The sequence below is a fragment of the Sporomusa sp. 246TCP1 genome (assembly GCF_057319775.1).
The window spans coordinates 2879359-2899670 of the sequence record NZ_CM170492.1 but is presented as its reverse complement, the minus strand read 5'-3'; the positions used below and the strand labels follow the sequence as shown (position 1 = coordinate 2899670).

At 46.8% G+C, this 20312-nt stretch carries 22 protein-coding genes, 3 pseudogenes and 3 riboswitches; of the genes and pseudogenes, 24 read left to right on the top strand and 1 reads right to left on the bottom strand.

The genetic code is table 11. The features are described 5' to 3' along the window. The first annotated feature begins 181 nt into the window (after positions 1 to 181). The 8 genes and pseudogenes from AC1ECB_RS13415 (at position 182) to AC1ECB_RS13380 (ending at position 8754) form a co-directional block, all read left to right on the top strand. Positions 182 to 496 carry an N-acetylmuramoyl-L-alanine amidase family protein gene (locus AC1ECB_RS13415; RefSeq protein ID WP_485669334.1) on the top strand — a complete coding sequence of 105 codons (315 nt, stop codon included), beginning with the start codon at positions 182 to 184 and terminating at the stop codon, positions 494 to 496. A gap of 81 nt (positions 497 to 577) precedes the next feature. Further along, positions 578 to 847: pseudogene (locus tag AC1ECB_RS13410) on the top strand (cob(I)yrinic acid a,c-diamide adenosyltransferase); the annotation flags it as partial. A gap of 937 nt (positions 848 to 1784) precedes the next feature. After that, positions 1785 to 1966, top strand: a riboswitch (cobalamin riboswitch). A 412-nt stretch (positions 1967 to 2378) separates the two neighbouring features. Next, positions 2379 to 3230 (top strand): nitrogenase iron protein NifH, encoded by an 852-nt coding sequence (locus tag AC1ECB_RS13405; protein ID WP_485669152.1) that lies wholly within the window; start codon positions 2379 to 2381, stop codon positions 3228 to 3230. A gap of 25 nt (positions 3231 to 3255) precedes the next feature. After that, complete coding sequence (locus tag AC1ECB_RS13400; RefSeq protein ID WP_485669151.1) at positions 3256 to 4506, top strand: nitrogenase component 1; 1251 nt, start codon at positions 3256 to 3258, stop codon at positions 4504 to 4506. Next, positions 4503 to 5702 carry a nitrogenase component 1 gene (locus AC1ECB_RS13395; protein WP_485669150.1) on the top strand — a complete coding sequence of 400 codons (1200 nt, stop codon included), beginning with the start codon at positions 4503 to 4505 and terminating at the stop codon, positions 5700 to 5702. Before AC1ECB_RS13400 ends, AC1ECB_RS13395 begins: the two co-directional genes overlap by 4 nt. Before the next feature lie 30 nt (positions 5703 to 5732). After that, a complete protein-coding gene (locus AC1ECB_RS13390; RefSeq protein WP_485669149.1) occupies positions 5733 to 6851 on the top strand; it encodes an ABC transporter substrate-binding protein in 1119 nt (372 codons plus the stop codon). A 77-nt stretch (positions 6852 to 6928) separates the two neighbouring features. After that, positions 6929 to 7942: a FecCD family ABC transporter permease gene (locus AC1ECB_RS13385; protein ID WP_485669148.1), complete on the top strand. Its 1014-nt coding sequence runs from the start codon at positions 6929 to 6931 to the stop codon at positions 7940 to 7942. Beyond that, positions 7939 to 8754, top strand: coding sequence for an ABC transporter ATP-binding protein (locus tag AC1ECB_RS13380; protein WP_485669147.1), 816 nt, complete (start codon positions 7939 to 7941; stop codon positions 8752 to 8754). Before AC1ECB_RS13385 ends, AC1ECB_RS13380 begins: the two co-directional genes overlap by 4 nt. A 272-nt stretch (positions 8755 to 9026) precedes the next feature. Here AC1ECB_RS13380 and AC1ECB_RS13375 read toward each other — a convergent pair whose 3' ends face one another. After that, the gene (locus AC1ECB_RS13375) at positions 9027 to 9818 is read right to left on the bottom strand and encodes an SDR family NAD(P)-dependent oxidoreductase (RefSeq protein WP_485669146.1); all 792 of its coding nucleotides are present in this window, start codon (positions 9816 to 9818) and stop codon (positions 9027 to 9029) included. Between the two features lie 85 nt (positions 9819 to 9903). Between AC1ECB_RS13375 and AC1ECB_RS13370 the strand changes: the two genes are divergently transcribed. The 16 genes and pseudogenes from AC1ECB_RS13370 to AC1ECB_RS13295 all read left to right on the top strand — a co-directional run bounded on the left by AC1ECB_RS13370 (position 9904) and on the right by AC1ECB_RS13295 (position 19711). Beyond that, positions 9904 to 10281, top strand: a complete 378-nt coding sequence (locus AC1ECB_RS13370; RefSeq protein ID WP_485669145.1) for a MerR family transcriptional regulator — start codon at positions 9904 to 9906, stop codon at positions 10279 to 10281. A gap of 748 nt (positions 10282 to 11029) precedes the next feature. Then, positions 11030 to 11197: a cation transporter gene (locus tag AC1ECB_RS13365; protein ID WP_485669144.1), complete on the top strand. Its 168-nt coding sequence runs from the start codon at positions 11030 to 11032 to the stop codon at positions 11195 to 11197. Beyond that, positions 11181 to 11485: pseudogene (locus AC1ECB_RS13360) on the top strand (HAD-IC family P-type ATPase); the annotation flags it as partial. The gene AC1ECB_RS13365 and the pseudogene AC1ECB_RS13360, both read left to right, overlap by 17 nt. Before the next feature lie 458 nt (positions 11486 to 11943). Then, complete coding sequence (locus tag AC1ECB_RS13355) at positions 11944 to 12063, top strand: hypothetical protein (protein WP_485669143.1); 120 nt, start codon at positions 11944 to 11946, stop codon at positions 12061 to 12063. Between the two features lie 25 nt (positions 12064 to 12088). Then, a complete protein-coding gene (locus AC1ECB_RS13350) occupies positions 12089 to 12784 on the top strand; it encodes a response regulator (protein ID WP_485669142.1) in 696 nt (231 codons plus the stop codon). Further along, the gene (locus AC1ECB_RS13345) at positions 12777 to 13943 is read left to right on the top strand and encodes a sensor histidine kinase (protein WP_485669141.1); all 1167 of its coding nucleotides are present in this window, start codon (positions 12777 to 12779) and stop codon (positions 13941 to 13943) included. Before AC1ECB_RS13350 ends, AC1ECB_RS13345 begins: the two co-directional genes overlap by 8 nt. Positions 13944 to 14071: 128 nt before the next feature. Continuing rightward, positions 14072 to 14368, top strand: a complete 297-nt coding sequence (locus AC1ECB_RS13340) for a class I SAM-dependent methyltransferase (protein ID WP_485669140.1) — start codon at positions 14072 to 14074, stop codon at positions 14366 to 14368. A gap of 130 nt (positions 14369 to 14498) precedes the next feature. After that, on the top strand, positions 14499 to 14813 hold the full coding sequence (locus AC1ECB_RS13335; RefSeq protein ID WP_485669139.1) for a spore germination protein: 315 nt from the start codon (positions 14499 to 14501) through the stop codon (positions 14811 to 14813). An 85-nt stretch (positions 14814 to 14898) separates the two neighbouring features. Then, positions 14899 to 15080, top strand: a riboswitch (cobalamin riboswitch). Positions 15081 to 15305: 225 nt separating this feature from the next. Further along, positions 15306 to 15395: pseudogene (locus AC1ECB_RS13330) on the top strand (hypothetical protein); the annotation flags it as partial. A gap of 142 nt (positions 15396 to 15537) precedes the next feature. Further along, the gene (locus AC1ECB_RS13325; RefSeq protein WP_485669138.1) at positions 15538 to 15933 is read left to right on the top strand and encodes a sirohydrochlorin cobaltochelatase; all 396 of its coding nucleotides are present in this window, start codon (positions 15538 to 15540) and stop codon (positions 15931 to 15933) included. A gap of 88 nt (positions 15934 to 16021) precedes the next feature. Then, complete coding sequence (locus AC1ECB_RS13320) at positions 16022 to 16984, top strand: hypothetical protein (protein WP_485669137.1); 963 nt, start codon at positions 16022 to 16024, stop codon at positions 16982 to 16984. Positions 16985 to 17201: 217 nt separating this feature from the next. Beyond that, positions 17202 to 17405, top strand: a complete 204-nt coding sequence (locus AC1ECB_RS13315; protein ID WP_485669136.1) for a hypothetical protein — start codon at positions 17202 to 17204, stop codon at positions 17403 to 17405. A 112-nt stretch (positions 17406 to 17517) separates the two neighbouring features. Further along, positions 17518 to 17685 carry a hypothetical protein gene (locus AC1ECB_RS13310; RefSeq protein ID WP_485669135.1) on the top strand — a complete coding sequence of 56 codons (168 nt, stop codon included), beginning with the start codon at positions 17518 to 17520 and terminating at the stop codon, positions 17683 to 17685. Then, complete coding sequence (locus tag AC1ECB_RS13305) at positions 17682 to 17921, top strand: hypothetical protein (protein ID WP_485669134.1); 240 nt, start codon at positions 17682 to 17684, stop codon at positions 17919 to 17921. The genes AC1ECB_RS13310 and AC1ECB_RS13305 overlap by 4 nt, the downstream gene beginning before the upstream one ends. 28 nt (positions 17922 to 17949) lie before the next feature. Further along, positions 17950 to 18972: a class I SAM-dependent methyltransferase gene (locus AC1ECB_RS13300; protein ID WP_485669133.1), complete on the top strand. Its 1023-nt coding sequence runs from the start codon at positions 17950 to 17952 to the stop codon at positions 18970 to 18972. Between the two features lie 664 nt (positions 18973 to 19636). Further along, complete coding sequence (locus tag AC1ECB_RS13295) at positions 19637 to 19711, top strand: putative holin-like toxin (protein ID WP_369794452.1); 75 nt, start codon at positions 19637 to 19639, stop codon at positions 19709 to 19711. A 318-nt stretch (positions 19712 to 20029) separates the two neighbouring features. Next, positions 20030 to 20210, top strand: a riboswitch (cobalamin riboswitch). The last annotated feature ends 102 nt before the right edge of the window (positions 20211 to 20312 follow it).

Sequence of the window (20312 nt, the reverse complement as noted above, 5' to 3'; positions counted from 1 at the left end):
GTTGCCTGAAGAAAAGGATCTACCTGCAAAATCTGTTCGACTTCTGCTTGCCACAGCCTAGACAAGGTATACTATGACAAAGATTTCCGCGAGCGGATGGAAGAAGACGGGCAGGAGGTATTGTTTGTTGCTATTAACTAGTGATGATTTGTCCTTTCAATGCTAACGGGGCAAATGGTTTATCAGCATCCACGCTAACAGTATGGACAATCCGACCGTCCACGGCACGGAGATGTATCATTATCCGGGCAGCGCCCGGGGCAGGCGGCTGGCGTCTTTGTTGCAGGCCCGGCTGGTGGCGGAACTGGGAATGGCCGACCGGGGCGTCAAGGAAGCCAATTTTCAGGTGCTCAGGGAAATCGACTGCCCGGCAGTGCTGGTGGAGGTGGCCTTTCTTTCGAATGAGGCCGACTGGCGGCTGTTGACCGGTTATGCCGGCCAACTGGCCGCGGCGGTAGCCATAGCTGCCGGGCTGGCGGACTATTTTGCCGGCTAACAGCCGCTGGGGCTGAGCGCTGCACCGGCCCCGCAGCTAAGGGGTGGATTGTCGACCACGCTTGTCGACTGCTGCCGTCCGGCCTTACAAGAAGCCAAAATGGAAATTCTGTCTGAAAAGTGGGATATGATTATTTTAGATGAAATCAACTATGCCATTAAATTTGGACTGGTGTCTTTGGATGCGGTCTTAGCATTGCTGGAGAGCAGGCCGCCCCTGTTGCACTTGTTGCTGACCGGGCGTGAGGCAAATCCTGCGATTATTGAACGGGCTGATTTGGTGACCGAGATGAAAGAGATTAAACATCCGTACAAAAAGGGAATAAAGGCGCAAAAGGGGGTGGAGTTTTAGAAGCTAGGATCATTATAAACAAGAAATGATTCATGGACGGAAAAGAGAAAGCCGAGATGGAAAACATGTATGTATGTTTCTCATCTCGGCTTTCTCTTTTCGGGTAAGTGCTTAGTGATAACCTTTGCTTATTTTTGGAGGGCATCTGCACTGTAAGTGGTAAATCAAAAATTGTACCGATAGATCTTTTCATCCCCATAGTCTAAAAAGATAATTTGGATCGGAGTCAGACCAAGTTATTGAGAATTTGTCATTTGGCGATTTCGAGTATTGCCCGAAGAAATCGGGGTTTTGAATGTGTACCCACCCATCCTTATCATATTCTATGTTTTGGTAGTCACGGGAAGGTTTTCGGACTTTTGAGCCAGGCAAGCGCTCTTGGACGATTTTGATCGTTGAAGACAGGTTTTGGGTTGGTTTTGCTTTTGTTAATTTCCATACTATAAAGCATGCAATGAGTAATAGTATAAGTGTAAGCATAAGACACCTCCATCTATAAATACATTTTGTATTTTTTTCTGCTATGCTGATGAATAATTTGATATCGTAAGTTTAACTCTTTTTATTTAGAAACACTCAGCATTAAAGTGACACACTGCCGTTTTTTAAAAAGTGGTCGTTTTATCATGTTCACCTTTTAATGTGAATATATCCCAATAAAGGTTATAGTATCATTTTCAGCCAAAACTGTCAGCATCCTTCCCGGACTTTCGTTATGAAAGAATCCTGCCGCTCGCGCCCGGACTGCCGGGGGACGGGGAACGACGGCTGGCCCCGCCCAATGCGCGGGGTCTCGACAGGAACGAAAAACAAGGCCCGCCGGAGCTTGGGCCAACCAGACCGTTCCACTGCCGCAAACTTTACAAAAAAATTGACACATCATTACAAAAAATGCTATTATGAAAGCAAATTATGGAGTAATGTACTTTCAGGACAATTAAATAGTGTTGAGATAGGTGCCCACGAGGGCTTAATAGGGAAGACCGGTGTAACGCCGGCGCGGTCCCGCCACTGTAATAGGGAGCGAATCCAAAGTATGCCACTGAGACACGCGTCTTGGGAAGGTTTGGACGAGCGATGATCTAGAGCCAGGAGAACTGCCTGTCTGTCAATCACCGTTTTACCTACGAGCGATGGGGAGGGGGTTAAGTACATACATGTTGTATGGTATTTCTTCCCGGCGTTTTACGCCGGGATTTTTTAATACAACAGAGGTATTGTTTCTATCTCCCGCCTATGGCCGGGAGATTTTTTATTCGTAGTAGGTATAGTTGCTGTCCAGTACAGGTAGAAGATTTAGAAGAGGCCCGTCCAGCGCACAAGTGGAAGATCAGGTGTATCGCCTGCAATTAGATTATAAATTCTAACAGGAAATTACCGGATGTAAACGTGTAATTTTGCAAGCAAAAATTTCTAGTAGATGCGTAGTTTGCGTTGTCAGTGATATTGTTTGTACGCAATGAATTCCGGCTGCAGTAGGGGGTGCCAAAATGCTGACTGTTGCAGCCTTTTGGCATAGAAAGGGATGTACATGAATCCACAAAATGAGAAAGACTGTTTAAAGATTGCGTTTTATGGCAAAGGTGGAATTGGCAAATCCACAGTTTCCGCCAATGTTTCCGCAGCGCTGGCGATCCAAGGCTGTAAGACTTTACATATCGGATGCGATCCGAAGGCGGATTCCGCACGCTGCCTGGTGGGGCGTAAAATTCCTACCGTGTTGCAACAATTGCAGATAAAACCAGAGGGGATTGACAGGAACGATATTGTTTTTTCGGGTTTTGGCGGTGTTGACTGCATCGAGGCGGGAGGGCCTGAGGCCGGCATTGGCTGCGCTGGCAGGGGGATCATCACCATGATGGAGGAATTGAAGTACCTGGAGCTCTGGCGGGAGGAATGGGACGCTGTTATCTATGACGTGCTGGGCGATGTTGTGTGTGGCGGCTTTTCGGTTCCGATGCGCGAACGATATGCAGATACCGTTTATATTGTGACATCAGCGGAGTTCATGTCGCTATATGCTGCCAATAACATCATGAAAGCGATTAGCAGAAGTCAGGGAGCACGGTCCGTAACGCTGGGGGGATTAATTCACAATTGCAGGACCGGTGAGTCGAAGCGTGAGGCAGTGGAGCAGTTTGCCTTATTGACGGGTACGCAGGTAGTGGCCGATGTCCCGTTCAGCCGGGAAATAACCCTGTCGGAACTGGCAGGCAAAACCGTGCTGGAAAAGTATCCGGATTCAGAAGCCGCTGGTTTCTTTAAAGAACTGGCAGGGGTCATTGCTAAACATCAGGGTCAAACGCACATAAGAGCGCTGAATGATGATGAACTGGAAACATTCAGTCACTATATGCTTGATCTGGAATTGGCAAAAGCATAAATAGCGGGGCCGGAAATGGGAGGAAATGAATTTGTCTTGTGCAGGTTATAAACAGGGAAGCCATAGTATTGAGAAGATCAATCTTTCGGCTGTGACAGATACAATACCGCTTGATAGCTTTTTTGACCGGGGCATAGCGGATGACGACTGTGGAGAACTGGTTAATCTGGCCTTGGCTGTGCCGGGCATTGACGTAGTAGCGGCCGGTCCTGCATCCTGTTCACGGGTGCTATACTTCAGAGCTGCGAAAAAAAGTTTGCAAGAACGCTTGTTTTTGCACCCTATATCCAGCAATGATTTTACTGCCGGCAATCATCTGCAAAATTTGGAAGAATCGCTTACAGACCTGGCGGCTTCGCGCCGATCAAGAGCGATCATTGTGTATGTTACTTGTGCCGATATTCTTGCCGGCACTGATTTTGCCAGTATAACCGGACGCGTAGAAAGTAAATACGGGATACCGGTGAAGGTCTTTGAGCGGGGGCCGCTTTCCCGGCGACGGACGCTGCCTAAAGAGCGGCTGTGTGATATTTTTATCGATTTGTTGCAACAAGGTAATCGGAGCGGAAGCAATAACTGCATTCACTTGTTGGGAGACGCAGGGAAGCTTGCTGAAACTTCCGGACTAAGAAAGATGCTTATGCACTACTGTTCCGACGGGGAAATCAGAGAATTTGCCGCGCTGGACTCTTACGAACAATTTGAGGAAATGACAACAGGCAAACTGAACATTGCCTTGGATCGCTTTGGTTATGACTTGGCAGTGGGCATACAGAAAAATTGGAACATACCTTTCGTATTTCTGCCTGCCTGCTACAATATGAAAGAGATCAAAGGCAGCTATGGGGCATTGATGAAGGCGCTACATACAACCTGGGATTTCAGCCAGGATTCGAAAGCCTATCATCAGTTGGCGGCACAAACTGCTGCGACATTAGCAGGCAAACAAATTGCGGTGGGAATTGGAGCAAGGTCTTTCGAACTCGCCTATGCTCTGACGTTGGCTGGCTTTTCTGTTTCCACAATATTTGCGGATACCGTGAATAAAAACGATAGGGCGTACATCAATGCGCTTCTCGCCATAGGAAGCCAGGCGCAGGTATATCTGATTTCAAACGTGACCAGCGAAACGCAGGCGGGCGGGTTTGCTGAAATCGATGTCGCCATTGGCGAAAAAGCAGCGTTTTATTGTGCGAAAGCCAAAGAAATTCTGGTGAGTGCCGACTATCGTTTCGGTTATGAGGGAATCACGGAAATTATGGAGGCGATGAGATGACAATGAAATTAACTCGCCTTCCTTCGCTGGCAAGCGACTATTCAGGCGCATGTTCGGTTCTGTATGCGATGCAGGCGCTTACCCTTTTATACTCGTCAGGCGGATGCAGCAGCGCAATCATCGAATGCGATGAGATCAGGGATTTGCGGCAGACCTTGTTTTTCTGTTCCAAGCTGGGGGAGTTGGAAGCCGTCATGGGCGCGGCGGATGAATTCCTGCTGCAGGCACAAACTCTTTGTGCGCACAACCGTCAGACGAAATTTACCGCTATTATTGGTACGCCTATACCGGCGTTGACCGGGACCGATATTGCGGCAGTTGCCGATGAGTTGAGCCGGCAGACAGGCTTGCCGGCCATGGCGCTCTCTACGGAGGGATTCAAAGACTACTACTCCGGTGTTCATCAGACACTGTTGGACTTGGGGAAGCATTTTCTGGAGAAGCGGGAGAAAAAGAATAACCAGGTCAATATCATCGGGTATACGCCGCTCAGTCTTGGCAGTCCGGCGCATCTGACTGAACTGATGAATGAACTGGAAGCGTGCGGTCTTACTATCAATGGTTCGCCGCTGGCAAAGATGAATTTGGGCGACTTTAAGAACATGTCTGCCGCCGCGTTGAATATTGTCGTATCGCATGAAGGCGCGGGGCTGGCTCAATATATGCAGCAAGAATATGCAATTCCCTATGTTTTACATGTGCCGATAGGAATGTGGGGTATGCGGCGATTGTTTAAAACATTAGTGGCGGTGACAGACATCTCGTTCGGCCATACAAGCTGGAACCAATATGCCCAAACTGGCAAGGCACTGTCTGCACGCCGCGCCGTGGTGATCGGCGAACCGCTGTTTGCTTCTTGTATGGCCGCTTGTCTGCAAAATGATTTTGGGCTTGCCTCTGTTGAACCAGTCAGCTTGGTAAAAACCGATAGGCGTATGAAAAGTGTCTATAAAGAAGAATCGCTTTCCGGTGTCCGCTTTTTTACGTGCGAGCATTCACTGGCTCAGTGGCTAGGGAAAGGGCAGCCGGATATTATTATTGGGGACCCCTTGTATCAGATTCTGGTACGTCAAAAGAATATCCAGTATGTGCCGCTGCCGCATGTCGGCTTGAGCGGTTCAATGCACGCTGATTTGAATTATGAGTTCATTGGTAAGAAAGGCTATGATTATTTAGCAGGATTTATCGGGTCATGACATTCAAGTAACATAACGGAGGGGGTTTTTATGCTGGAGCATCGTAAAAAATGGTTGCAAGGGGTAGCACTGCTGTTGGCTGTGTTCTTTATGTTAAGTCTTGCAGGCTGTCAATCCGGGGGGAGCGGAAAGAAACCGCCAACCGGGCAAATGTCTGAAACGAAAATTGTCACCGACTTAGTGGGAAACCAAGTGAAACTCAAGGCTAATGTGGAAAAAATTGCCGTTGTGCCTATTCCGTGGGCTACGATTGTTTATGCGGTAGATGGGACGGGTAAAAAAATCGCTGGCATGCATCCGTCGGCGATGAAGGCCTATCAGAGTAACATATTGAAAGCTATGGCGCCGGAAATGGCTAACGCGAATTCGACGTTTGTAGATAACAATTTCAACGTGAATTATGAAGAAGTCGCCAAGCTGAAGCCGGATCTGGTCGTTATCTGGGATTATCAGCCGGAGATTGGCAAAAAGCTGGCAGAACTGGGCATTCCGTCTGTAGCGATCAAATACGGCACGCTTGAGGATGTACAGAAAGGCATCAAGCTGGTCGGTGAAATCATTAATCAGCAAGAGCGGGCCAATGCGCTGATTCAGTATCATCAGGATACAAACGGCTATCTCAAGTCCAAGGAGAGCGCACTGGCGGGCAAGAACAAGCCTAAAGTGTTATATTTACGGGATGAGCAACTGCAAGTCGCGGTAGGCGACTCGGTGAACCGAATCATGATTGAAACGGCAGGCGGTACAAATGTCGCTAATGAGGGCAGCGGCCAATGGTCAAAAATAACCATGGAGCAGGTTATGGCGTCGAACCCAGATGTCATTGTTATCAGTAATTTCTCCAATGTGTTGCCGGAAGATTTATACACGAATAAGTTTCCAGGGCAGGATTGGAGTAAAATTGACGCCGTAAAAAATAAACGAGTGTATAAAGCGCCGATGGGAATTTATCGCTGGGATGCACCCTGCGTGGAAACGCCTTTAATGATAAAGTGGCTCGGCAAAGTTCTTCAACCGGAGGTATTCACGGATTACGACCTGAGGGCTGATCTGAAAAGCTTTTACCAGACATTTTTTAACTATAAGCTCAGTGACGCGGAACTTGACCAAATCCTAAACAGTAAACGCAATTCTGGCCTGAAAATCTAACGATAGAGAGCTTGATTGATAATAAAACAAAGTCAAAGTAGCTGCTGTTTTGATTGGAAGGGCGAGGAAAGCGAGGCATGATGTGTAAACAACAGAATTTAAAGTTTGTGTGGATGGCTGTATTGGTCGTGCTGCTGGTTGCCTTTTTCGTATCTCTCTTTGGGGGCCGTTATGTAATTCCTCCCCATGAGGTCGGCAGCATACTGCTTGATGGAATGCGCGGTGAAGAAGGGGACGGCATGGCGTTTTCCGTTGTTTGGAATCTCCGGCTGCCACGGATCTTGTTGAATAGTTTTGTCGGTGCGGGACTGGCTGTTGCCGGAGCAGCATTCCAGGGGATTTTTAGAAATCCCCTGGTTAGCCCTGATGTGCTGGGCGTCAGTTCGGGAGCGGCCTTTGGGGCGGCGTTCGGTATCTTGCTCTCTGGAATGAATCATCTTGCTACAGCTATGGCGCTCTTTTTTGGCATTGTGAGTGTTTTTATGACCTATACGCTTTCCAAGCTGCGCGGCGAATCGTCTACGTTGTCCCTGGTGCTGTCCGGCATGATCATTTCTGCGGTATTCAGCGCACTCATCTCTTTGATTAAATACGTCGCCGATCCCTATGACAAGCTGCCAGCTATTACGTATTGGCTGATGGGCAGCTTTGCCAGCGCCTCGTACAGCAATTTACAATTGGTCGGGGTTCCCATTTTACTAGGGACGATTGTGCTGCTCATGCTGAGGTGGCGTATCAACATTCTGTCATTGGGGGATGAGGATGCCTATTCTTTGGGAGTTAATCCGGTAAAGACCCGGCTGGTTATTATTGTCATGGCGACACTGATTACAGCCGCCTGTGTGACCGTTACGGGTGTGATCGGCTGGGTCGGTTTGGTTATACCGCATATCTGCCGTATGCTGATCGGAGTAGATCATAAAAATCTGCTGCCTGTTTCCTGTGTTGTCGGGGCAGCGTTTATGATTCTTGTTGATCTGATGGCCCGGACGGTAACTGCGGCGGAAATCCCCATTGGCATATTGACAGCCCTGGTCGGTGCGCCGTTTTTTGCCTTACTATTTAAGCAAGCGAAAGGTGATTGGCAATGATACTGGAAGTGAAGCACGGCTATTTCGGATATACAAAAGACAGTGACATACTGCGGGATATCTCTTTTGTTCTTGGCGAACAAGAGATTATGACCATACTCGGTCCCAATGGTATCGGCAAAACGACTATGTTAAAGTGTATGACAGGCATCTTGCAATGGACCCAGGGGCAGACGCTGATCAACGGAACTCCTATGGGAACTTCGCGGGAGGCACAAAAACATTATCCTATCGGGTATGTGCCGCAGGCCCACAGTCTTTCTTTTCCCTATACCGTTAGAGAAGTAGTAACCATGGGGCGCGCACGTCATATTGGCGTTTGCTCCGTGCCCTCCCGGCATGACAAGGAAATTGTGGATAAGGCAATGGAGCAGGTAGGCATAGTCCCTATTCGGGACAAGCCCTGCACGCAATTAAGCGGCGGGCAATTGCAACTGGTCTTCATTGCGAGAGCCTTGGCCGGTGAACCGAAGGTGCTGGTGCTTGATGAACCCGAGTCTCATCTCGATTTTAAAAACCAGTTCATGATGCTGCATCTTATTAAAACGCTGGTAAAGGAACGTGGTATATCCTGCATTATGAATACCCATTATCCGGAACATGCGTTGCGTCTGTCGGATACGACGCTGCTGCTTGGCAAGAATTCATATCTGTTCGGAAAAACGCAGGAGATTATTACCGAACAGCGGGTTAAAGAGTATTTTGATATCGAGGCTAAAATTTTATCGGTTCCCTATCATGACGAGAGTATCAAAGCTTTTGTTGTGCTAGAAAGCTTTGATCGTGCAGAAGAAGCATACAGTAGTTCTTAACAATTTTTGCTCGCGATTGTATTTCGCGGGCTTTGTTTTTTGGTCTACTGCAAGCCCTGTAGGAGCTTGAAAGCCTTTATAGGTTTTCCTCAGCGTCAACACTATGCTCTTGGCAGCGGAGTGACTTTGTTCTTCCTGGGTGGATGGGTTAAGGCTTGCTGTTGATTTAGGTGCGGACGTCGGCTCTTGTTCCGCTATGCCGAAGGAGCAGCCTGTCACAGATAGAAACACTACAATAGCAAGTGGTAGTAACCGTTGCATTTTCCTCCACCTCATTTGACTGCTTTTTGATTATGCAGGGAACCTCCGGCATAATCGAACACCGGTGTCCGCAAACTAAATGCAAATGTTTTCGCGTCAACAGCGCCCACAGTCTGATCGCTGTCGTAAAGCGCCAGCAGCAAATCCGCCATTTGCTCACTGGTATGGTAGTGGCCAAAGCTCTTGTCATAATCATATTCCGCTACATCGTTGGCAACTTTACCAAACTCTGTTTGCGTTGCGGCAGGAGCTAGTACTTTGGCCTTTAGTTCGGCGCAGGCAGCTTTTAACTCATGGGCCAGCCCTTCGGTAAAGGCACTTACGAAGAATTTGGCCGCACTATATGTAACGGCGTTGGGGACTATGCAATAGCCGCCCCGGGAGGAAATATTAATGAGCTGGGTCCCGGGAACATCCTTGTAATCCCGGACATAGAGCGAGGATAAAAGGGTCAGGGCTTCCACATTGACTCGCAGCATGGTTTCAATTTTGTTCAAATCTTGCTGGGCCACGCTGTCATAATTGCCAAAGCCCGCATTATTAATCCAGGTTTCAATCGAATACCCCTTTACCTCTTGATACAGTTGATGCGCATTGGCCGGAATGGATAAATCACAGACTTTTACTACGACATCCACAGCCAGATGCTGTTCTCCAATTTCTTGTTTCAGTTTTTCTAGCCGGGCTTGACTGCGGGCGACTACAATTACATTTTTAGCGCGTCGGGCGAACGCTTTAGCGGTTGCATAACCGATACCGGAACTGGCGCCCGTAATGACCGTATAGTTTTGGGTGTTGTTCATTTGTATAACCTCCTGTTTTTTGGTATGCTTATACTGTACAATGTAGAGTTAACTCTAGGTCAAGTCTTTTGCGGAGGTGTGTGATATGAATTATTCTATTGGTGAGTTTTCGGCCATTACCGGGATTAATATTTATACGTTGCGGTACTACGAAAAGGAGAAGCTGATTATTCCGGCGCGGAAAGAAAACGGCAGACGCAGTTATGCGGAAAGTGATATTGCGTGGATACAGTTTATCAAGCGCTTGAAAGATACCGGTATGCCAATCAGGGAGATTCAAAAATATGCCAAGCTCCGGGCTCAAGGCGATATGACAATGGCTGATCGTATGGAAATGCTGGCAAGGCACCGGGCTGTTCTCAAGGAAGAGATAGGAACGCTGGAGGAACATCTTAGCAATCTGGATGATAAAATTGGCTATTATCAGACGGAGATAAGGAAACGAAACCAATCTGTGGGCTAGAATTTATTTTTATGCTGGATTGGCTGTGGGGTAACTATTGTTTGTTAAGAGGTTAATATGCAGTTCGAGCAGAGGACCCAAACCGGGCTAATCACAGTCATTTGTTGCGGACTGCGGGTTACGTTGGCTGGCCCCGCACGCTGCACGCGGCCACGGCAGGCCCCTTCACATAACTGGGAAGCAGCAAGACGGCGGCAGCAGACGGCCCGGTTACACTCTGGTGGATCCACCACCTGCCCCCCTCCTAGCGAATAAACGGGAGGGGGAACCGGTACCACATCACCGAGTGACTAGTAAGACGGCTTACCATGAGCAACCGCCAAAACCATGCGGCCGCACATCGTAAGCCTGCTTTGTTTGCCATAAAAAGCCAGGGGAGTGCACCGGCCACAGCGGCCAAACCCGCACCACCGCGCCCCGTGCGACGGGCCTGTCGGAAGGTAGATCGTACTATCTAAATAGAAGCGGGAGCAAAGTCGGTGCCCTTTAAAAATGTTATCTACAGTTATCCGATATCGAACATGCTAATGCCTTGCTGGCAACGATGGAAGATGCCGCCTTTTTTGGCGGCAGGTATAAGGGTAAGGTGATTACAGTCCATTCCAATCAGCGCGGGGAGTTTACCAAACAATAAGAGCACCAATATTTATAACAACGTGAATACTCGCGTTCAATCAGAGGAAAGGTAAGTAAAGCTATCGATAAAAGGTGGTGCAATCATGAAAAAAGAGATAGTAAGTGTAACGGCATGACCTGCGCCTCCTGTGCAAATGCGATTGAAAAGTCCATAAAAAAGCGGCCTGGAATCCATGAGGTGAGTGTAAACTTTGCGACCGAAAAAGCCAAAGTCGTATATGATGCCACGCAAACACGGATCTCCGAAATGAAAGATACCGTAGCTGCTGCCGCAGGATAAAGCGAAGGAAGTGAAAAACCTGTAGGCGGAAGGCAAAAAAGTTGCCATGGTAGGGACGGTATCAATGACGTGCCGGCCCTGGCTCAGGCGGATATCGGGATAGCGATTGGCTCTGGAACGGATGTTGCAATGGAATCGGCTGATATTGTTCTGATGCGAAGCGACCTGATGGATGTGCCTACAGCCATACAGCTAAGCAAGACGACAATACGCAACATCAAGCAAAACCTGTTCTGGGCGTTTGTCTACAATTCAGCTGGCATACCGTTGGCAGCCGGACTGCTCTATCTGTTCGGCGGACCGCTTAACCTGGAAGGTAAATTTGCAACAGTGGAGCTAGCGCACGAGGTGGATGATGCAAAGCTTAAAGCCGCCATCGAAGATGCGGGATATAAAGTTACCCATATTGAGTAGCTGACGCATCCAAAAACCCCAGTGTGACGGAAGCCACTGGGGTTTTTGGATGTATATGCAAGGAACATGATTATTTTTATGTCTTAAACGTACTGCAGCAAGTGCCGGCAGAAGCCTGTACCCGTTATTGCCGCTGGAGTGAACTTCGATGTCGTCTGCATGGCATTCATAATAGTATTGAGTGTGATGGCATTCCTCACACGCATTTTGCCACTCTTGACATAAAAATTACCTCCTGAAAATTAGTATGAGACATCTTTTCGTTTGTTATGCTGAAGCGATGCCAACGCAGTATCCGAACTTGAAAGGCTGACCAGAATTTCCGGGCGTTAATGGACGAACTGGCCGGTACAGAAAACCGTTTGGTAGTAGCCCGGAAAGACTACAATGAAAGCGAGTATAAACTTACTGTCGGCAGAGGAGGAACCTTAGACCGCCAAATTACAAAATAAATATTGTACGAAGGAGGGCTTACTGGTGGGCCAATATTCGGTGTTGATTGTCGATGACGATGTCAAGCTGGTCAGACTGTTACAAACCTATTTTACCAAAGAAAAATTTATTACCTACACCGCCAATGATGGCTTGGATGCCTTGCAAATAGTACGGAAACGCAGGCCGGACATTATGGTACTTGATTTGATGCTGCCTGGTATAGATGGATGGGATGTATGCCGGAAAATTCGCAGAGATAACGACATTCCTATCCTTATGCTAACCGCCCGGGACGAGGAAAGCGACCGGCTGGTGGGCCTGGAAATAGGAGCCGATGATTATGTGACCAAACCCTTCAGTCCCAAAGAAGTGGTAGCCAGAGCCAAAGTAATTCTGCGCCGTGTTCATAAAGGAGTAGTTCAGCATGAGCCAATTCGGGCAGGCAGCCTGGTCATCGACTTGGAACGGCACCAGGTTACGCAAGGGGACCAGTCGATTGAACTTACCCCTACCGAGTTTAAAATCTTGGAACTCATCGCTGCTAATACAGGCAAGGTATTCAGCCGTCTGCAGATTGTCGAACAAATTCAGGGATATACGTTCGAAGGTTATGAGCGGACCATTGATGCCCATATTAAAAATTTGCGCCGTAAAATCGAGTCCAACTCTAAAGAACCCCAATATATTCAGACAGTATATGGGATTGGCTATAAATTTACCGGTGATCGTGATGAATAGAGTGAACAGCATCACCTATCGCATTACCGGCCTGATGTTTTTGGCAGTGGCGTTGACGGTATTTTTACTCATTTATTTGGCTGATGCCCAAATGGTAGAACTGTTTCAGGAATACCTAGTGGTGCAGCATATGGAGATGCACCAGGGCAGTGGAATGGAACATATGGCTGACGGCAGCCCGGCCATGACGGTCGTCATGGGACCGCTGGAAGAGACCTTTTTAACTTCGGTTCATAAGTCGCTGATTTGGGTAGGGATTGCCATTCTGGCGGCCGGGCTGGCGGCCAGCTACGCTTTAGCCCGCAGTATTACAGTGCCGCTGCGCAACCTGAGCCGGGCGGCGGAACAAATTGAGCAGGGCGACTATGATCAAAAAGTAGCTGTGGAAACGAAGGATGAAGTAGGCCATTTGGCGGATGTTTTCAACCGGATGGCGGAAGCGTTGGCGACAAACACGAATCTGCGCCGCCAGTTGTTGGCGAATATTGCCCATGAGCTCAGAACACCGTTGGCTGTGATCCAAGGCCATCTGGAGGGGATGGTGGACGGTGTTATTGAGCCAAGCCAAGAGCAGCTGAGTTCGCTGCATGAAGAAGCAATCCACTTAAACCATTTAATTAAAGATTTGCGTGACCTGTCATTGGCCGAAGTCCGGCAATTGGTGCTGGAAAAACGGCCTACAGATATTAATCAGCTTGTTAGCCGGGCGGTGGCTATGCTCAAACCGCTGGCCGATGCAAAAGAAATTCAGGTTGGCTGCATACTGGCTGATGACTTGCCGGAGATTAGCGCGGACAGCGACCGGATGAGTCAGGTGTTTTATAATATTTTGGTCAACGCTATTCGCTACTCGCCCCGTAAGGACAGCGTGCAGGTGACTACGGCTCTGACTGAGGCCGACAATCGAAACTGGCTTACAGTAGCTGTTGCGGATCGTGGACCGGGTATTGCCCCGGAAGATGTACCTTGTATTTTTGATCATTTCTACCGTGGTGATAAATCCCGGGACCGCAAAAGTGGCGGGTCCGGTTTAGGGCTTGCAATCGTCAAACAATTGGTGGAAATTCACGGTGGTCAAGTGGCAGTCGAAAGCAAGCTAAATAGCGGCAGTACGTTCCAAGTGATGTTGCCTGTGGGGCCTGAGAGCAGGCGATCCTAACATTTTACATGAAAAAAATTAGCCGGGAAATATTATGCTGATATTATGTAGATTGGTCAATAAGACGCAATCAATCAAGCTGCCGTCTTATGACCATGGAACGAGAGGACTGTAATATGGATTAAGAGATGATGGTACAGACAGAAATTATCCGTAATCGATATAACCGAACCGCCCGGTTTTATGATTGGATGGACAAAATGATTCCTGAAGCTGTTCGGCGGACAGCTATTGTCAAAGTCACGGGTAAGGTGCTGAAAGTTGGTGTGGGCACAGGCAAAAACCTTCCTTATTACCGGGAGGGTTGCGAGGTAACAGGTATCGATTGTAGTTCTGGCATGCTGGCTAAGGCCCGGCAAAAGTTAGGCATAGCCAAAGTGCCGGTTACGCTTCTGGAGATGGATGCTCAGCAGATGAAATGCTGATGGTACCTTTGACACGGGTAGTTACGTCCTGCGTATTTTGGTTCGGTCCCTGACCCAGTGCAGGGTCTTAGGGAGGTGCGGCGAGTTTGTAAGCCTGAGGGGCAAATCATTTTACTGGAGCATGTCCGTAGTGAGAATTTTGGTATTAGGGTGGCTACTGGATGTTCTGAATCCGGTCTCCCTCTATCTCGTCGGTTCCAACATTAACCGGAAAACGGTGGAGAACGTAAAGACTGCCGGCGTTGATATCCGGCAGGTCAAGGACGTAAGCGGATCTGTGTTTATCAGAACACACTGTATAACCTTGCTGCGGCGGCGCATTAAGAATCCAAATTTAATAGTCAAAAGGTTCACGCTTGGTGCCAGAAGCAAAACCGCTGTAGCTCTTGTGTTTATTCAGGGCATTGCCACCCGTGTTAAACAACGTAAGGTAAGCATTTTTTGATGCTGTCAAAGAAATAATTGCAATTCATGGCAATAAATGCTATTATTATAATGAAAAATGTAAAATAATATATTGTAATAGACAATTGAAGAGTGTTGAGGTAGGTGCCCGTAAGGGCTTAATAGGGAAGTCCGGTTTATGCCGGCGCGGTCCCGCCACTGTAATAGGGAGCGAATCCAAGATATGCCACTGGGACGAGAAGTCTTGGGAAGGTTTGGATGAGCGATGATCTAAAGCCAGGAGAACTGCCTATCTGTCAATCACCGTTTTTCACCCACGAGCGATGGGGAGGGGATTACAGTTGTTCATCTGGCTTACTTAGAACTGTTCTAAGTAAGTTGTGTGGTATTGCTGAATTTACTCCTGGTTATTATTAGTCAGGAGTTTCTATTTAATGTGTTGTAGAATCTCTCCCGGTTGCCATGGCAGCCGGGAGTTTTCTAATATGTCCTTCTTCTTACTACTCCTTATGTTTTTTATTGCTATAAGCAGCGTAAAATTAAAGAAACCGACATCCGCGTGATGATGACTGCCGGCAACACGACTATGGCGCACCTGTTTTTAGGAACTGTTTATGGATGAATTTGTCTCATCGCTGTTTATTCCGCATATAGATTTGTCTTTTCCCCAAATGTGCATATCTAAAGGATTAAGATCCTAGATTTAAATAATAAAGCTTACAACGGACAAAGAGTTGACATCGGTTGATAGGAGTTGAGTAATTTTGAAGAAAATAGAGAAAAAAGCCTTTTTAATGGTGGGTTTAGGCACCGCCTACCCGGAGGCCCGCCAATTGGCCAGCGAAAGTATAGATATCAAACTTTGGGCAGATTTCCCACACTATGAAGTGCGTCGGGCATTTGCTTCCCATATCCTGATAGAAGAACTGGCGGAACGCGACGGTATCCAGGTTGATGACGAGAGACAGGCATTAGAGCGCCTACAAGAAGAAGGTTTTACCGAGATTATCGTGCAGCCCTTTCAGATTGCTGCAGGGGAAGAGTACGAAAGAGTCCGAGATGTTGTTCAGGACTATGCCGAACGGAACGAGTTTGGCAAGATTGTGACCCTTCCGTGTGTGACCGTCTGGGCCAAACCGATAAGACTTGCTATTCATTGATCATCAGAAAATAGCAAATTACATACGGCTAATCAGCTAGTATTTCAGATATATCTCATAGAGCAGAGGTGCTTAAAGTGATAACGAAATGATGAATTTGTGTGAACTACCATATCATATTATTCAAGCTGATCTGAATCTAAGTCAGTTCACTCTGCATGGTATTGTCAACGGTATTTCAAAAAAGGTGTACTTAGTGACCGATGGTAATAACCACAAAACCATCCTTTATATCTGGCAAAAACCTTTTCTAGGACTAACAGAAGCGCATACTGACGGTTTACATTATTTGTATGCAGAAGGATTTGAATATTTTTGCCATAACACCAGGTTGTTGACTGATCTGGGCATCAGAGTTCCCCGGATAATAAAAACAGGGCATTTTTTCGCAGAGGAGGTATTTGATTATGCCTATGTGGAGTGTTTTGACGGGGTTAGTCTACAGGAGCATCTGCAGCACGGCAATATTGCAGAAATTAGTGATACGTTGAATGCAGAACTTAATAAATTCTATTCTTGCAGCCGGGATTACTACGGATCTCCTTTACTCACCAACAGATACGCTAAATCTTGTCAGCTTTTATGTTATGAACATACTGTTGAGGAACTGGAAATAGCGTGTAGTTTAGACAACACTGTAAACAGAATGAAACATTCGGTTTTGCAGCAGTTGGACAACTACATGACTATCCTTGCCTGTCAATTAAAGCCGGATAGTTATGCACTTATACATGGAGAACCAACGCCGTTGCATGTCTGGTTGTTGACTGACGGCACAATTGGTTTTATCGACATCGAAGGCATCAAATTTTTCGACATTGAATTTGAATATGCTCTCCTGGATATGTTGTATAACTTTCTATCCACCAGTAAGCCTAAAAGATATGACCGAAATAAGCTGTTATTTTACAAGCTGTATCACCGGATATGTTGGTTATCGGTTTCTGTAGATTATTTGCGGAATATTGATGCAACCAATAAATTTTTCACAAGGCTGAGGAGTACAGTGACTCGTGAGCTGTATGAAGGTGACAGGCGATATATAAAGTAGAGGATTATCAAAATAGTATGGAGACTGCTCGTCATGAATAAGAAAAAGAAAAGGAAAAAGGTGAAAACAAAAAAATGACCCAGACTGCTGAAAAGTAGCCTGGGTTTAACTACTAATACTGGCCTTTTGCCTGAACTTCCTCGAAAATATTTGCAATGCAATCCCTCTTGTCATAATTCTGTTGACGCTTAACGAGATTGCCAACAAGACTCTTACAATGGACACGGTAGGGAAGCATCTGGGTATTTTGCTGCTTGGGTTGATTGGCAAGTATGTATTCAATTTGCTGGTATATATTTTCCAGAGCGGTACCGGTTTTGAAATTATGGGGAGACAAAGGCTGATACTGGGTGAGCGCTTGCGGCGTTTGCCTATGGGCTATTTTGCCGCTAATAACGTGGGCAATTTTCGGCTGTTGTAACCAGTGATTTAACCTTTGTTGAAATGTTTTCCATGCAGTTCCTGACCAAAGTGGTAAACGCTGTTACCAGTACGGCAATTTCCGTTGTATTTATTTTTTCATTAACTGGAAAATGGATGTTGTTACTTTAAGCGGATATCCCATTGCCTTTTGGCTGTATGCCAAAATCCAAAAGGATTTCAAGAAATTTGCTGCTGAGAGGCAACAGGGTCAGGCGGATGTTATTGCAAGCATTCTTGAGTATCTTCACGGCATTGCCGTTATCAAGGCCAGAATATGAAATGCGATTCTGTGCTGTCGCACATAAGTATGGTTTTTGCCCATCGACTGTCTACGGTCAGAAAAGCAAATCAAATCCTGGTTTTAAATCACGGCGGGGAAATTGCCGAAAAAGGTACTCATGAGGAATTGCTGGCAGGCAATGGCAGCTATGCAGAGTTCTGGAGAAGACGGCAGCAGGCTGAAAAGTGGAACATAAATACCGGGATGGCTGCAGGAAGCAGTAGGGCGGTATGAAGTGGTGAATAAAAGGAGGAAACTTGGTATGACAGAATTCCCCAAGGCGGATGCAGGCGCCAATAAGCTATTTGCAATGGTACATTTTTCAATGTATACCAAAATATTATTTGCCGGTATTGAATTGGCGGTATTTTCAGAATTGGAAGTGGCCAAAAAGCATACCGAAATTGCCGAAAAGCTGGCCTTGCATCCGGAGAATACCAGGCACTTGCTGGATGCTTTAACAGCAATGGAACTGTTGGAGAAAAAAGCGGGTTTCTACAAAAACACGGTGCTGGCAAGCAAATATCTGGTAAATGGTTGTGACTTATTTTTGGGGGAATACCTTAGAGCTTACAGCAGACTGGCCGGTTTTGACGATATTGATATTGTAAAACTTGTAAAAGAAGGCCCCGCTGATGGATATGAAGATAAAAAAGGTCTGGAAGCGCATGCGATATACAGTGAATATACTGAAATGGCAAAAAGCGGACAAAGAGCCGGCAGGGCTGGAGAAATTGCAGCGATTATTGCTGCGCTGCCTGAATTTGCCGGGTTTAAAAAAATGCTTGACCTGGGAGGAGGCCCCGGACTAATCTGCATGGCTGTTGTTGCAGCCCATCCGGTGCTGAAGGGAGTAGTCTTGGATACTCCGCCTGTTGGCAAGGCTGCAGCGGAAACAATCCGGGAATATGGCCTGGAAGACCGGGTGGAAGTGCTGATCGGAGATTATATGGCGGATGCTATTGGCGGCGGATATGATTTTATCCTGGCCATAGGTACGCTAAATTTTGTCAAGCATGATTTAGACAGGGTAATAAATAAAATCTATGACGCATTAAATCCTTCAGGCGTATTCATGTGCATTTCCGAAGGGTTGACCCACGAAAAAACCAGGCCGAAAGAAATGGTTGTCGGCTGGCTGCCAAGCTATTTAGAGGGCTGCGATTTCAGTTTGGAACAGGGAGAAGTCAGCGCCGCCGTTCTCCGAAATGGTTTTCGCAGCGTTTATACACGCACAATGAATCTATTGATGGGGGAGATGGATGTGGATATCGCCAGGAAATAGTGCAGTGTTCACAATAAAAACCTCATTAAATATGGAAGATTTTCATTTTGGGTTTTAATTAATACCTCTGAGAGTGGAAAAAAACGAAACAGTTTATACAATGGTCATGATATAGGGTAGTTGAACGGCATGACATGTAGTCCAGTATTATGACCAGCAAATACTGAGGACTTTCCATAGTCTTATACCGATGCGGAACAAGTGAGAGCTGAACAGGCAGTAGTAGTAATGAATGGCTACACCGATAGGGTACTCTTCGAATACTATGGCACCCCTCACAAACTAGCAGTCTAAAGCCTTTTTCAGGGTTGCCAACGAAATTTTTCAACTTCCTTTTCGACCACATTCCGAATGCGCGACCCATATTTAGCTTTGAATTTCTCCCAATTATTGTTTTCATCAAAGAAGATTCGTCGCAGTATATTGTTATCCATTACTTTACAATACCACAGTGCTCAAAAAAGGGTACCCTCAGGTAACCCCAAAAATCATATATTTTTTATAATAATAAAAAAGGCCGCCCTCATTAAGTGAAAGTGGCACATTGTCGACACAAAAGTCTGAGACGAAATTTTTTCTCTTTTCATTTGGCAGATTATGATATAATGATCGTACAGGTTGTGTACGGAGCGGTTAGAACTCCCGTAATAAGGGGTGACGCTTAATGACTACATATGAGTCCTTAGTTGTGATGATTATGTTTGCTACTTTAGTAGTTTTAGTCATAAAAGGCAAGTAACCGCTCCTAGCCAAAGGTAAGCGGTTACTTATTGTAACTAACTATTTTGGGCTAACCGTTTCTGGTTAGACAGCCTGTGGGGCTGGCGTGTATCAGCACGTCAGTCCTTTTCTTATAGTATACTCCTAGAATAAAAAATATGCAACCGGTTACAACAAACACGCCCTCAATAAACATCAGCGGGCCCGCCCGGATAGCCGGTGGGTCATGAAGAAATAGGGGAAACGTGTCAGAAAAGGCAGGAAAAAGCAGAACGAAAATTGGTGACAATTGGCAATCGCTGTGTTAAAATAAATTAATAATAAGAAGCGGACAACCACATAGTGTAATGGTACAGGTGCCCGCAAGGGCTTCATAGAAAAGCCGGTGTAAGACCGGCGCGGTCCCGCCACTGTAATGGGGAGCAAAGCCAAGATATGCCACTGGGAGGAAAGTCCTGGGAAGGTTTGGCGGCGCGAGGAACCAGAGCCAGGAGAACTGCCTGTACAACAGTCACCATTTGACCTGCGCGTGCTCAGGGAGGGGATTTGATGTGTAGTTTACACCGGCAGTGTTGCCGTATAAACGCCGAAGCCTTTCTGAGTGATTATCGCAGAGGGGC